Origin of the sequence: Marinomonas phycocola (genome assembly GCF_047525455.1) — a bacterium.
Lineage (GTDB): Bacteria > Pseudomonadota > Gammaproteobacteria > Pseudomonadales > Marinomonadaceae > Marinomonas.
This window is the reverse complement of the sequence record NZ_JBLIXL010000016.1, coordinates 40,194-53,964: the sequence shown is the minus strand read 5'-3', so window position 1 is coordinate 53,964 and position 13,771 is coordinate 40,194. Positions and strand designations below refer to the sequence as shown.

Genomic DNA, 13,771 nt, shown 5'->3' with positions numbered 1-13,771 from the left:
GCATAACTAAAATGATAAACGTGAAACATGAATCAATTCAACACCCTAGTCTCGGAATAGTGTATTCCAATAGACTACTTACGAAGTAGATCCTTTCTAATAAGTATAAAAAAAGACGTGCTGTAGCACGCCCTTTTCGCTGTCAGTTTATTTGACCACTAGAGTCGCTCGATTAAATACATCATTTAAAGCGGTTCGCTCTTACTTTTCTTTTGTAAACAAAGCCACTCGTTGTGCTTCTAAAATCTCATTAATGCCTTTACGAGCCACTTTTAACATCCCCATCATTTTCTCATCATCAAACGCAGCGCCTTCCGCTGTACCTTGAATCTCGATGAAGCCGCCTTTATCGTTCATAATAACGTTCATGTCTGTTTCAGCGTTTGAATCTTCAGGGTAATCCAGATCCAATACAGGAACGCCTTTATAAACACCAACAGAAATGGCCGCTATTTGCGATACGATTGGGTTTTCTTGAATTTTTTTGGTCTCAACCAGTTTACGAACCGCATCCGCAAGCGCGACAAAACCACCCGTGATAGATGCTGTACGTGTACCGCCATCCGCTTGGATGACATCACAGTCAATGGTCAGTGTGTGCTCACCTAGCTTTTTCAAATCAACCGCTGCGCGTAAAGATCGGCCAATTAAACGTTGAATTTCAACCGTACGACCACCTTGTTTACCACGAGCGGCTTCACGGTCCATACGACTGTGAGTAGAGCGTGGCAACATACCGTATTCAGCCGTGATCCAACCCTGACCTTTGCCTTTCAAGAAACGTGGAACACCTGGCACTAATGTTGCCGTACAAATAACTTTCGTATCACCACACTCAATTAATACAGACCCTTCGGCATGTTTCGTAAAGTTACGGGTAATCTTAAGTTTGCGTAACTGATCGGTAGCTCGGCCACTTGGTCGCATAGGTCTCTCTCTATCTTCATGAATATAAACATCGTATTATAGCGAAGACTAAGGCAAAAGCGCACCTATCTCGATCACTGTTCCTCAATCTTTGGCTGAGTTACACTATTTCATAACAGACTCATCACCTTACACACAAAATAATGATTGGAAATACTTTATGACAGCAAGCATGACCGCTTTTACCCGCAAAGAAACCGCTTTTGATTGGGGAACCATCAGCTGGGAAATTCGCTCCGTAAATCAACGTTTTCTAGAGCCACACTTTCGTCTACCAGAAAACTTCAGAGAGCTTGAATTTACCTTTCGTGACGTCCTTCGTAAGCAACTAAACCGAGGTAAAGTTGAATGCCAACTGCGTTTTCAAAGCGCAGACAAAGCCACAACAGGTTTGACAATTAATGGGAAAAACACACAGAACTTAGCGCAAGCATTGGCACGCATAAGCCAACATGTGCCTTCTGCCACGCAACCGAGTACGTTAGACATTTTGCAGTATCCCGGTATTTTATCGGATTCAAGCATCGACGCAGATGTAATGAAAAAAAGCATCATCGAATTGTTTCACGACGCAGTGAAAGACCTTATTCAAGTTCGAATTAGAGAGGGTTCAGCGCTAGAGCAACTGATTCACCAACGTCTAGACGACATTGACGTGATTGTGGAGCAAGTGAAAACCAAACTGCCAACGATTCTCGCCGCACAAAAGCAGAATTTAACCGACAAATTAGACGCTGCCAAGGTTGACCTTGACCCAATGCGCGTCGAACAAGAAATAGTCTTACTCGCTCAAAAAGCCGACGTCGCCGAAGAACTCGACCGCCTATCGACTCACACTCAAGAAGTCCGTCGGCAACTAGCACAAAAAGGCCCAATTGGCCGCCGCCTCGACTTCTTAATGCAAGAGCTCAACCGCGAAGCCAACACCTTATCCTCTAAATCCATTGTGATCGAAACCACTCAAAACGCCGTGGAACTGAAGGTATTGATTGAGCAAATGAGAGAGCAAATTCAAAACATCGAATAGTTTCCTAGGTAGAAAATTACCCGTCCAAGAATGTCTTAAAGCTCTGTATTACCATGTGAAGAGGATTGTAAATACAGGGCTTTTTTATTTTCCCTGTCCAAATCGGTTTGCAGATGTCCGTTACCAACTACCTGTTTAGTGGTGGGCAGAATAGTGAGCAGTCCCCTCATTTTGGCTCAATAAGCATTTTGCGGTGAGCAAATTGGTGAGCAGTAAGTTGCTCAATTTTCGCATTTAACTCGCCACCACAACAGGTTAGCTGCTGATTCAATAAGCAAATCGGTGGTGGGCAGCCATTATTGCCCCTCCATTATTTTCAGCAACTATGGAGTAAACATGGGAAAACTCACAGCAAAACAGGTTATTGTATACAGCAAAGCCGAGCCCAAAAAATATTCAGATGGTGAAGGGCTATACTTTTGCGTCCGCAAACAGGGCTCGCCTTATTGGATGATCCACTACACCACAGCTAAAGGAAGACGAGAAGCGGCCTTGGGAAAATTTCCTTTAATGTCGTTGGTCGACGCTAGAATTGCCGCAGCATATTTTCGAAAGAAGTACGCGACGGCATAGATCCTCTTCTGGAAAAACAGAAAATCGAATTACTTGACATTGAAACCGTGGATCAACTGTTCCATGACTGGTATCGAACCGATCTGAGCCGACGACTCAAGCACTCAAAGATTCCGTATCGGGTTTACACCAAAGACATAAGCCCAGTCATTGGCATTAAGTGTATTGCTAAGGTGACCACACGCGACGTGCGTGAAGTATTAGAGCGCATTCGAGAAAGTAACTGCCCTACCATTGCCAACGACACCTTGATGTACATGAAGCAGCTGTTTCGACATGCGATTAAGCTCGACTTAACGTTGAACAACCCAGCCGCAGCATTTACCGTTGACGATGACGGTGGCGTGGAGTCCAGTAAAGACAGAATGCTCAGCAAAGAGGAAATTCACTGCGCCTTCAGTGTGTTTCATACCCATATCAATAGCTTTGGCCGCGATAACTACTGCGCCAAGCCATTGACTGGTTTAACGAGCTGTAAATTCGTGCTTGTGGCTCGCCTTATGTTTTCCCAGCCAGACGAGCAAGCCATCGTCCGCATATGGGACCAGATACGCTTAACCGCGCCATTTCTAAACTTTTTGTACCCTAAACCAACCTCGCATCAAACTACAAACCGTTTGATTTTTTAAACCCAGAATGCAAACGATCGTTTGGCGTCTCGATTTTTTTGCACTAGTTGAATAGCACCAAACAGCGCCGCATTGGACGATATATTTCAAACAGTTAGCTGCGCACAGGCCATAACAAAAACCGATTTAACTGGTTAGTTTGATGGCCATTTCTTTCATCTATTTCACCACGGGGTCTGTACCAGACAACTGAAAATAGACAGTATGAAAAATCAACAAGGTGATAAGTAACGTGTTATGGGCTAGTGGCAACGATTGGGATAGAGAATGGATACGGCAGGTGGTCGGGTCGCTTTACTGGTTGGGCATGGCGCGTATACTCTCTATCCAGCACTAAGCCAGTGCGATAATGCAGCCGAACGCTTAACCCGCTGGCTGACCTATCAGTTACCGCGCGTTAAACAAGCGCACCCAGGCTGCCCGATTCACCAATGGCTGAACAGCATTGGCGCACAAGTGATCGTAGAAAAATGGCAGAGTCCCGAACAATGGCCAAACCTGTATTGGCTACCTTTACCTGAGGTTGATGGTCACGCGCAAGGCGGGTTGGTTTTGTTACCAGCACATTTGTTACCGGCATATGTGGATGGCACAATTCAAACCAACACATTGCAAGCAAACGCACCTGCCAACGCCTGTATTTTTTGGTGCATCACACCTTTATCTAAAACAGGAAAACGCGCTACCTTGCACCCCAAACAGCAAAACCGCGCCTTTTTCCTGCTCAGCTCGCCGGAGCAAATGGGCAAATCATGCATGGGGTTATTACTGAGAGGTTTGAAAAATGAGAGCCAAAAAAGAAACGGCAACGTGATCAGCCACCAGTTAAACCTAGCGCTGCTGCACCAGCTTTGTGGGCCGGAGAATGATGTGTGGTTGAAAGCGAATTTTGGTGCCATAACTCATTACGGTACCAAAAATTAGAAGCCGGAAAAAAGAGTAACCCCTCACAGGGCGCTGATCTAACGGATAGCGGGAGGGGCGTTGTTGATACGATTTTAATATCAAAAGTATCAAATAGCTCGATGTTTTTGGCTAGAGTGTTCTCTGTTAGGTTTTTACTCAGGCTTCACTTTGAACTATTCGGAATTTCCAGATGGTTGCGTTTTGTACAGCTCTACCAGCTTGATTATATGACTCTTAATAATTAGCTCTTCCCTCTCAATACAGCCAGGTATCCGGTCAATTCAAGCATTTCCAAACGCCATCCCAAAAAAACAAATTTACAGTAACGGCGTTTTTGCAAAATAAATATTTGACAACTTGTGGATCTCAGCTTAAACTTACTAAAAAGTTGCAGAAACGCCATTACAACGCATTTGAGGTGACAATGAAAGTTAATTTGAAAAAAATTGCCTCTGTACAGATGGGGCACTCTTTTAGGTCAAAGCTTGAGCCAGACGCTAATGGAAATATCTCTGTTATCCAGATGAAGGATTTAACTGAAGATAACCGACTAAATGTCCAAGAGCTAGTGCAGATTGTTATGCAAGATTTGAAGGATCATCACAGAGTTAAACATAACGACTTAGCATTTCGCTCTAGAGGTCAAACTAATACGGCAGCATTGATTGACCAAGAGTTGAATGATGCTGTTATTGCTGCACCACTGTTGCGAATTCGAGTTGAAAGTGATTCGGTTATACCAGCGTATTTATGCTGGTTTATTAATCAACCGACTTCACAAGCAGTATTGCAAAGTAAGGCAACCGGAACGGCGGTAAGAATGATTGGCAAACCTGCACTTGAAAATCTAGAGATAGTAGTCCCTAGTCTCGATGTACAGAAAAAGATAATTGAGATTTACCAATTATCCATCAACGAGCAGAAGCTAATGAATGCATTAGCAAAGAAAAAGGAGGTGTTAACTGACGCAATATTAATGAATTTAGCAGTGAATACCCAGTAATGACAGTTACTGGGTTTAGACGAGCCGAAAGTGTGACAGCACTTTTAGCAAAACTTTAATCCACATTTCATTTGAAAAACAGGAGCCGAAATTATGGCAAAGAATACATCATCAAGCAAGGGCAATACCCGACATGTCGTACCACATCCTGATGGATGGGCGAACAAAAAAGGCGGTGCCGAACGCGCTTCAAGCGTACACAGCACCAAACGAGAAGCCGAAGCTGCGGCGCGCGAACAAAGCAAGCGCGAAGGATCTGAGCTTGTTGTACATGGCAAAGACGGCCAGATACAACGCCAACGCAAAGATAGCCATGGTAACGACCCAAAAGACATTAAAGGATAGTCGCCCTTATGAGTGATGAATACAAAAAGAAAATAGGGTTACCTGAATCGCATACCCTCAACATCGTAGGTAGCCAGTGGTCGCAAAGAAAAGGCCAAGACATTGATACATACGAATGTGAAGAGCTAAACGATCAAGGTGACGTCATTGCACGGTACACCATAAAGGACAGTACATCGATTTACCCTTCATTTGGGCGGTCGATTACCTGGACTCAATCTACCGTACTCGATTCTTAACCTTTTAACTTACAGCTAGCGGGGCGCTACCGGTATAGCCTGCCCCGATTTATTGATACTGACCAAATTTGAGGGACATTTATGAATAAGAACATGAACAAAAGCATGACTCATGATATGAACGACAAGATTCAACAAAAAGACATCAACAATGCAGCATGGGCTGCATGCGATACTTTCCGTGGCGCGGTAGACCCTGCGCAATACAAAGACTACATCCTAGTAATGCTGTTCGTAAAATACATCTCCGATGTGTGGAATGATCACTACGCAGAATATAAAAAACAGTATGGTGACGACGATGTTCGTATCAGACGTAAGCTTGAGCGCGAGCGCTTTTTACTGCCAATGGTTGAACTCACAGAAGAAGTTGAGGACCCAGCAACCAAAGAGAAGAAAACCGTCGTTACCGACACTTTTTTGGCCAACTACTATTCATTGTTAGAGCGTAAAAACGAACCCAACATTGGCGAGCTGATCAACATTGTTTTAGAGCACATTGAAACCGCGAACAAAGCCAAGTTAGAAGGCGTATTCCGTAACATCGATTTCAACAGCGAAGCCAACTTAGGTAAAACCAAAGACCGAAACAGTCGCCTTAAAAACCTACTGGACGACTTTAACAAACCTGCTCTCGACATGAGCCCAGCTCGCGTACCTGAAGACGTAATAGGCAATACCTATATTTATCTTATTGAGCGCTTTGGTTCGGATGCAGGTAAAAAAGCCGGTGAATTCTACACCCCCCATAAAGTCTCTGAGCTGGTTGCGCGTCTGTCAGCACCAAAATCGGGGGCACGTATTTGTGACCCAGCCTGTGGCTCAGCTGGGCTATTGATTGAAGCCGCACGCCAAGTGGGTGACCGCAACTACTCACTCTATGGCATGGAGGTCAACGGCAGCACTTGGGCGCTTGCACGTATGAACATGTTTTTGCACGGCTCAGACTCTGCTCGTATCGAATGGTGTAATACCCTTACTTCTCCGGCCTTGGTCGAAAACGATAGACTGATGAAGTTTGATAACGTGGTTGCCAACCCTCCGTTTTCACTCGATAAATGGGGCGCGGACGATGTTGCCGAAGACAGATACAACCGCTACTGGCGTGGGCTACCGCCTAAATCAAAAGCCGACTTTGCCTTTATCAGTCATATGGTTGAAGCCGCCGTTGAAAAAGAAGGTCGTATTGCCGTAGTGGTGCCTCATGGCGTGCTATTTAGAGGCGCAGCCGAAGGCCGTATTCGTCAACAACTGATTGAAGAAAACCTACTGGATGCCGTGATTGGTTTACCTGGTAACTTGTTCCCAAGTACCGGCATTCCCGTGGCAATCTTAATATTTGACCGCTCACGTGAAAAAGGCGGTGCCAATGAAAACCGCAAAGACGTGCTGTTTGTTGATGCCAGCGGTAAAGATCATTACCAAGCAGGGAAAAATCAAAACATCCTACTGGATAAACACCTAGACAAAATTGTTGCGGCGGTAACAGCCCGTGAAGAGGTAGAAAAATACGCCCATTTAGCCACCTTTGACGAGATCAAAGAGAACGACTTTAACCTGAATATCCCGCGCTACGTCGACACCTTCGAAGAAGAAATCGAGATTGATATTGTGGCGGTACAGGCTGAGATCACCAGCCTTGAAAGCGAACTTGCCGATGTTCGCAGCAAAATGGCGGCGCTGTTAAAGTATATCGTACCTAACGAGGCGCAAAGCAACACAACGGAGGTGGCTGAATGAGTATGACGAACAACAACCATTTTGTTGACGCCAACAAAATGGTGTCTAAGTGTGAGTACGGCACTACAAACCAATTGAGTGAAGTCACGAAAATAGTGGGAGGTGCGCGATGAGTAACAAGCAACTTACCCAACCAGAACACACCAGCTTTGAAAGCTTAAAGCATGAATCTGAAGGTAACGAGTTCTGGTATGCCAGAGAGTTACAGACTGTTCTTGACTACAGTACTTGGGACAAGTTTGAGCGTGTTATCAAAAAAGCGATCACAGCCTGTGAGGGCTCTGGCCAGTCGAGTGAAGACCATTTTTCCCAGGTGGGAAAAATGGTCGATATTGGCTCGGGGGCTAAGCGAACTACCCGTGATTATCAGCTTTCCCGTTACGCCTGTTACCTCATTGTGCAAAACGGTGATGCCAGCAAGCCGGTAATCGCCAATGGGCAGACCTATTTTGCCGTTCAGACTCGTCGCCAAGAGCTACAGGATGACACTGGTTTTCAGCAACTAAATGAAGACCAAAAACGCTTAATGCTGCGCAATGAATTGGCCGACCACAACAAGCAACTGGCTGCGGCGGCCCGTGATGCAGGTGTTGAATCGGGTTTGGACTACGCCATTTTCCAAAACCATGGCTACAAAGGCTTGTATGGTGGGTTAGACAACAAAGCCATTCACCAGCACAAAGGCTTAAAAAAGAGCCAAAAAATCCTCGATCATATGGGCAGTACCGAGCTTGCCGCTAACCTGTTCCGTGCCACGCAAACAGAAGAGAAGCTAAAGCGTGATCAGGTCAGCAATAAAGCCCAAGCAAACCAGACTCATTTTGAAGTGGGCGCCAAAGTGCGCACCACCATTGAGGAGCTGGGTGGCACTATGCCAGAAGATTTGCCAACGCCAGAAAAAGGCATTCCCCAGTTGGCGCGTGCGCAGAAGAAGTTGGAGGGTGATAAATGAGTAGATTACAAACAACGCCTTCAGGTTGGAAATTAACAACTCTTGGTACCTTTATTGATTTTAAAAACGGCATTAATGCAGATAAAAATGCCTATGGCTCAGGTACTGAATTCGTAAACGTAATGGACATCTTCAAAAGAAATTTCATAAAAAAGTGCAATATTCTTGGAAAGGTGGAAATTACTGAAAAACAAAAAGCAGAGTACTCAGTAAAATATGGAGACATTCTATTTAACCGTACATCAGAAGTACCAGACGAGATTGCATTTTCATCCGTTTATCTTGATGAGACAGAAATAACATTTGGCGGTTTCGTTATTCGTGGTAGACAGAAAAAAGAGCTTCTAGATCCTTTATTTGCTGGTTACTGTTTCAACAATAGCAGTATTCGAAGAGAGATGATCCGACGTTCACAAGGTGTGGTAAGAGCAAATATAGGCCAAAAGGATCTAAATAAGGTTCCAATCCTTATACCACCTAAAGATGAACAGAAGAAGATCGCTAGTGTGCTAGCTCTTTGGGACAACGCCATCGCTAAAACTGAGGCGTTAATTGCAGCCAAGGAAAAGCAGTTTGAGGGCTTAACACAAAAGCTGTTTAAACCAAATCATTCTTGGAAGCCTTATAGGCTCGCAGAACTATTTGATAACCGCAAAGAATCTAACAACACAGATCTACCGTTGATATCAATCACAAGAGATAAAGGTGTTATTCCTCATTCTGAAACCAATAGGAAAGACAATTCTAGCGAAGACAAGTCAAAGTACTTAAGAATCCACCCTAATGATATTGGTTATAACACTATGAGGATGTGGCAAGGCGTATCTGCATTATCTGGTATTGATGGAATTGTGAGCCCTGCTTATACAATTTGCATACCTAAGAAAATTGTCGATCCTGAATTCATTGCTTTTTTGTTTAAAACAAAGCCAATGATTCATAAGTTTTATAGATATTCTCAAGGTTTGACTTCCGATACATGGAACTTAAAGTTCCACCATTTTTGCGAAGTGAAAGCAGAGATACCTGATATTGAAACTCAAGTTGAGATTGCGCAGATACTCAATACGGCAAAACATGAAATTGACCTGATCAAAAAAACCTTAGAGCAGTACCGCAGTCAAAAACGCGGCCTGATGCAAAAGCTGCTTACCGGTGAGTGGCAAGTGACCAGTGCGCAGCCCGCTGCTGAGGGTGAACTTCAGGATCGTACAAAGGAGAACGTCGCATGAGCACACCTCCAGTCAATTACGCAGCAAACTCGGAGCCTTCGGGCTTCGAGTTTAACGAAAAGTACTTGTCGCAAATTCCTGCCCTGCAACAGTTGATCAATTTAGGTTATCAGTACCTCACCCCTGAGCAGGCTTTGGCTGAAAGGGGTGGGCGCAGTGCCAATGTGATTTTGGAAGGGGTGCTTCGCCAGCAACTAAAAAAGATTAATCGCATTAACTATAAAGGTGGCGAGTATCTGTTTAGCGAAGAGAACATCCAAACCGCGATCCAAAAGCTCAAAAATATTAGGATTGATGGCCTGCAAAAAACCAATGAGTCGATTTACGATTTAATCACTTTAGGCTCAGCCATGGAGCAAACCATTGAGGGGGACTCAAAAAGCTTTACCCTCAATTACATTGATTGGAAAACGCCTTCTAATAATAGCTTTCATGTGGTGGCTGAGTTCTCAGTTGAGCGCGCACGCAGCACCGATACCGTGCGCCCCGATATCGTCCTGTTTGTGAATGGCATTCCCTTTAGCGTGATTGAATGTAAATCACCCAAAGTGGATGTAGAGCAAGCGGTATCGCAAAGCATTCGTAACCAGGGTGATGACTATATTCCGCGCCTGTTTACTTATGTGCAGCAAGTGTTGGCGGTGAATAAAAACGCCGCCCAATACGCGACAGCAGGTACACCTAAGAAGTTTTGGAGTATCTGGAAAGAGTCAGGGAAAGTGCAAGAAGACAAACCGGCCGATGTCGATAAAGGCGTAAATACCACCTTAGACGAAGCTACTAAAGCGCTGTTATTTAGTGGCGAGTTTGCTGCCGCACGGCCATTTCTTGATGCGCTAGAGGCTGAAGGTAAACGCTTGGTGACGGAACAAGACAATGCCATTCACAGCCTGTGCCGCCCAGAGCGTCTATTAGATTTGGTATATCGCTTTACCCTGTTTGATGGTGGTATTAAGAAAGTGGCGCGCTATCAGCAATATTTTGTGATTAAAGCGACCATCGCCCGAATTAAGCGCCTGACTAATAAAGGCAATGGCTCAAAAGAAAACCGCCAAGGTGGTGTTATTTGGCATACCCAAGGCTCAGGTAAGTCGCTCACCATGGTGATGCTCACCCGTGCGATGGCACTTGATCCGCAACTTATCAACCCCAGAATCATGTTGGTTACCGACCGGGATGATCTTGATAGACAACTGGGTAATACCTTTGCGGCCTGTGGTTTAAGCTGCGAACGTGCCACGTCTGGCCGTAATTTGGTGAAGCACCTGAAAAACAAAGTGGGCCTGATCACCACACTGATCCACAAATTTGACAAAGGCTGGGTGGCCGAGAAGTTTGTGGATGAGTCGCACGATATTTTTGTATTGGTCGATGAAAGTCACCGCACCAACTTTGGTTCATTGGCCGCCAGAATGCGCCAAATGCTGCCTAATGCCTGTTTTCTTGGCTTTACCGGTACGCCACTACTGAAAAAAGAAAAGAATAACTTTGCCAAGTTTGGTGGCCTGATTGAACCGCATTACACCATTAAACAAGCGGTTGCCGACGAAGCGGTATTGCCACTGCTGTACGAAGGCCGACATGTTGAGATGGAGCAGAATCAGTCGGCTATCGATCTCTGGTTTGAGCGCCACACCGCCGATTTAAGCAAAGAGCAAAAGGCCGACCTTAAAAAGAAATACGCCCGCGCTGAAATGCTGAACAAAGCTGATCAAGTGATATATATGCGCGCCTTTGATATCAGCGAGCATTTTCGTGCTAACTGGCAAGGCACTGGCTTTAAAGCTCAGTTGGTTGCCCCAGGTAAACAGGCTGCATTAAAGTATCAAGAGTTTCTACAGGATATTGGCATCGTCTCCAATGAAGTGGTGATTTCTGGCCCTGATACCCGTGAAGGCCACGACGAAGTGGACGAAGGACCAACAGACGCAGTGGGTAAATTCTGGGACAAAATGATGAAGCGCTTTGGCTCTGAAGAAGAGTACACCAAGCAAATCATCAACCAGTTTAAGCATGGTGATGACCCTGAAATACTCATTGTGGTGGATAAGCTGTTAACCGGTTTTGATGCACCGCGCAACACTGTGCTGTATCTATGCCGAACCCTGCGAGAGCACACGCTATTACAGGCTATCGCTCGGGTTAACCGCCTGTACGAAGGTAAAGAGTTTGGCTATATCATCGACTATGCCAGCGTATTAGGCGAGTTGGATAAAGCCCTAACCATGTATGAAGCCTTTGAAGGGTTTGACGAAGATGACTTAGCAGGCACGCTCACTTCCATCAATGAGGAAGTGTTTAAGCTGCCACAGCGTTACTCTGACTTATGGGATCTGTTTAAAGCCGTTAAAAACTCAAAAGACGAAGAAGCCTATGAGGTGTTGTTGGCCGATGACGAGTTACGTGAAGAGTTTTATGAGTGTTTATCGGCATACAGTAAATCTTTAGCCATCGCTTTATCGTCTGAGCAGTTCATCATGAACTCTGACGAAAAAAAGCTACAAACCTATAAAAACGATTTAAAACGTTTTCAGAACTTAAAGGCGGCGGTTAAGTTGCGTTACTCCGAAGCGATTGATTATCGCGACTACGAGCCGAAAATTAAAAAACTGTTGGATACTCATATTCAGGCTAATGAAGTGACTCAGCTTAATGAGCCAGTGAATATTTTTGATGAAAAAATGTTTACCGCCGTGAAAGAAGAGCAAGGGGTTTATCAAACCAAGACCACGGCGTCAAAAGCGGACACCATCGCCCACGCTACAAAGCGCAGTATTTCGGAGAATATGGACGAAGACCCTGCGTTTTATGAGAAGTTTTCGAAGCTGATCCAAGCCGCTATTGATGACTTTAAGGCCAAGCGCATCTCAGACTTAGAATATCTCAACCGAGTGATTGATATTCGTAACAAAGTGGCCACGAAGCAGCATGATGATATGCCTGATTGCATTCGTGAAAACGACGAAGCGTGTGCCTACTTTGGCTTGATTAAGCCGCAGTTTCAGCAAGTCGCGACACTCAACGAGTTAGATGATGCTCAACTTGATACCATTGCGGCACAAACATCGTTAGCAATTCAAAAGATCATTGATACTCATTGGAAAGTTGATTTTTGGGACGATGCCGACGTTCAAAAAACAGCAATGAATGATATTGACGATTTTCTTTATGACGAAGTCAAAGAACAGTACGGCGTGACGCTGAGCCTAGAGCAAATGGACGAAATCATTGAGAAAACTATGCAAGTTGCCAAATTCAGAACTGGGCACCGGAGGCATTCTTGAAGTCGTCAACCATCAAGCAGGCCGGGATACCAACGGCAAGTGCTGAAAAGCTAGCGGCTGTATACGGAGGGGGAGATATCCCCTTTCAGCTGGCTTTTTCTAAACGCAAGTCGCTAGAAATATCGGTTCACCCTGATAAATCAGTTTTTGTGAAAGCTCCTGAAGGCACCGACCGTGAGGCCATTGAAGCTAAGGTGAAAAAGCGCGCTCGGTGGATCAAACGTCAAATTCGCTACTTTGACCAGTTTGACCCAAGAACCCCTTCTCGCAAATACGTCAGTGGTGAAAGCCATTTGTATCTAGGCAAGAAGTATCGGCTAAAAATTGAAGTAGGTAGTGACAACGGTGTAGTGTTGAAAGCGGGCTTTTTTTGGGTAACGTCTGCCAATGGCAAACCTGACCATGTTGAGTCGCTACTTAATGATTGGTATCGAGAAAAAGCCGATTTTCATTTAAACAAGGTATTTTCGGATTGTTGGGAGAAGTTCAAACATTCAGATGACAACAAGCCAACCATTAAAATCATGCAACTCAAAAAGCGCTGGGGTAGCTTATCGAAAAGCGGAACACTGACCTTAAACCGTGATCTGATTAAGGCACCGAAAGAATGTATTGAGTATGTGATCATTCATGAACTGTGTCACCTAGAGCATCACAACCACGGCCCTGAATTCTATCGATTGCTCGAACGTTCTTTACCAGATTGGATGAAGCGTAAACATAAACTGGAAATGGCACTGATATAGTCAATACGCTGTATCGAATAGCTAAGTACACATCCAGTACGCTAGCGGTCTTGTCTGCAATGGACTCCAAACTGAGCCCAGCTCTTATGTTTACTGGCGGTACACTGCAAGGCGACAAGCCCAGATAGGCTTCATCGCCTCGCTAGTCATCCAAAATACTGCCTTTCA

The 13,771-nt window shown here is 44.9% G+C and carries 13 protein-coding genes; 12 read left to right on the top strand and 1 reads right to left on the bottom strand.

Features of this window, described 5'->3' with window-relative positions; genetic code table 11:
* Positions 1-201: 201 nt before the first annotated feature.
* The gene (gene rph / locus ACMUMJ_RS12025) at positions 202-927 is read right to left on the bottom strand and encodes a ribonuclease PH (protein ID WP_414679092.1); all 726 of its coding nucleotides are present in this window, start codon (positions 925-927) and stop codon (positions 202-204) included.
* Positions 928-1,087: 160 nt separating this feature from the next.
* On the opposite strand from rph, the gene ACMUMJ_RS12020 reads away from it, so the two are divergent.
* The 12 genes from ACMUMJ_RS12020 to ACMUMJ_RS11965 all read left to right on the top strand — a co-directional run bounded on the left by ACMUMJ_RS12020 (position 1,088) and on the right by ACMUMJ_RS11965 (position 13,603).
* Positions 1,088-1,954: a YicC/YloC family endoribonuclease gene (locus ACMUMJ_RS12020; RefSeq protein WP_414679091.1), complete on the top strand. Its 867-nt coding sequence runs from the start codon at positions 1,088-1,090 to the stop codon at positions 1,952-1,954.
* Between the two features lie 336 nt (positions 1,955-2,290).
* The gene (locus ACMUMJ_RS12015; protein ID WP_414679090.1) at positions 2,291-2,527 is read left to right on the top strand and encodes an Arm DNA-binding domain-containing protein; all 237 of its coding nucleotides are present in this window, start codon (positions 2,291-2,293) and stop codon (positions 2,525-2,527) included.
* Between the two features lie 47 nt (positions 2,528-2,574).
* Positions 2,575-3,156 carry a phage integrase central domain-containing protein gene (locus ACMUMJ_RS12010; RefSeq protein ID WP_414679089.1) on the top strand — a complete coding sequence of 194 codons (582 nt, stop codon included), beginning with the start codon at positions 2,575-2,577 and terminating at the stop codon, positions 3,154-3,156.
* A gap of 267 nt (positions 3,157-3,423) precedes the next feature.
* Entirely contained in the window at positions 3,424-4,080 is a 657-nt protein-coding gene (locus tag ACMUMJ_RS12005; RefSeq protein WP_414679088.1) for a hypothetical protein, read from the top strand.
* 406 nt (positions 4,081-4,486) lie between these two features.
* A complete protein-coding gene (locus tag ACMUMJ_RS12000) occupies positions 4,487-5,065 on the top strand; it encodes a restriction endonuclease subunit S (protein ID WP_414679087.1) in 579 nt (192 codons plus the stop codon).
* 93 nt (positions 5,066-5,158) lie between these two features.
* The gene (locus tag ACMUMJ_RS11995; RefSeq protein WP_414679086.1) at positions 5,159-5,410 is read left to right on the top strand and encodes a DUF2188 domain-containing protein; all 252 of its coding nucleotides are present in this window, start codon (positions 5,159-5,161) and stop codon (positions 5,408-5,410) included.
* Positions 5,411-5,418: 8 nt separating this feature from the next.
* Complete coding sequence (locus ACMUMJ_RS11990) at positions 5,419-5,649, top strand: hypothetical protein (protein ID WP_414679085.1); 231 nt, start codon at positions 5,419-5,421, stop codon at positions 5,647-5,649.
* A gap of 81 nt (positions 5,650-5,730) precedes the next feature.
* Positions 5,731-7,389 carry a type I restriction-modification system subunit M gene (locus ACMUMJ_RS11985; RefSeq protein ID WP_414679084.1) on the top strand — a complete coding sequence of 553 codons (1,659 nt, stop codon included), beginning with the start codon at positions 5,731-5,733 and terminating at the stop codon, positions 7,387-7,389.
* Positions 7,390-7,498: 109 nt separating this feature from the next.
* Positions 7,499-8,341, top strand: coding sequence for a DNA damage-inducible protein D (gene dinD / locus ACMUMJ_RS11980; protein WP_414679083.1), 843 nt, complete (start codon positions 7,499-7,501; stop codon positions 8,339-8,341).
* Positions 8,338-9,573, top strand: coding sequence for a restriction endonuclease subunit S (locus tag ACMUMJ_RS11975; protein ID WP_414679082.1), 1,236 nt, complete (start codon positions 8,338-8,340; stop codon positions 9,571-9,573). Before dinD ends, ACMUMJ_RS11975 begins: the two co-directional genes overlap by 4 nt.
* Positions 9,570-12,857, top strand: coding sequence for a type I restriction endonuclease subunit R (locus tag ACMUMJ_RS11970; RefSeq protein WP_414679081.1), 3,288 nt, complete (start codon positions 9,570-9,572; stop codon positions 12,855-12,857). The genes ACMUMJ_RS11975 and ACMUMJ_RS11970 overlap by 4 nt, the downstream gene beginning before the upstream one ends.
* Positions 12,854-13,603: a M48 family metallopeptidase gene (locus ACMUMJ_RS11965; RefSeq protein ID WP_414679080.1), complete on the top strand. Its 750-nt coding sequence runs from the start codon at positions 12,854-12,856 to the stop codon at positions 13,601-13,603. The genes ACMUMJ_RS11970 and ACMUMJ_RS11965 overlap by 4 nt, the downstream gene beginning before the upstream one ends.
* Positions 13,604-13,771: the final 168 nt, after the last annotated feature.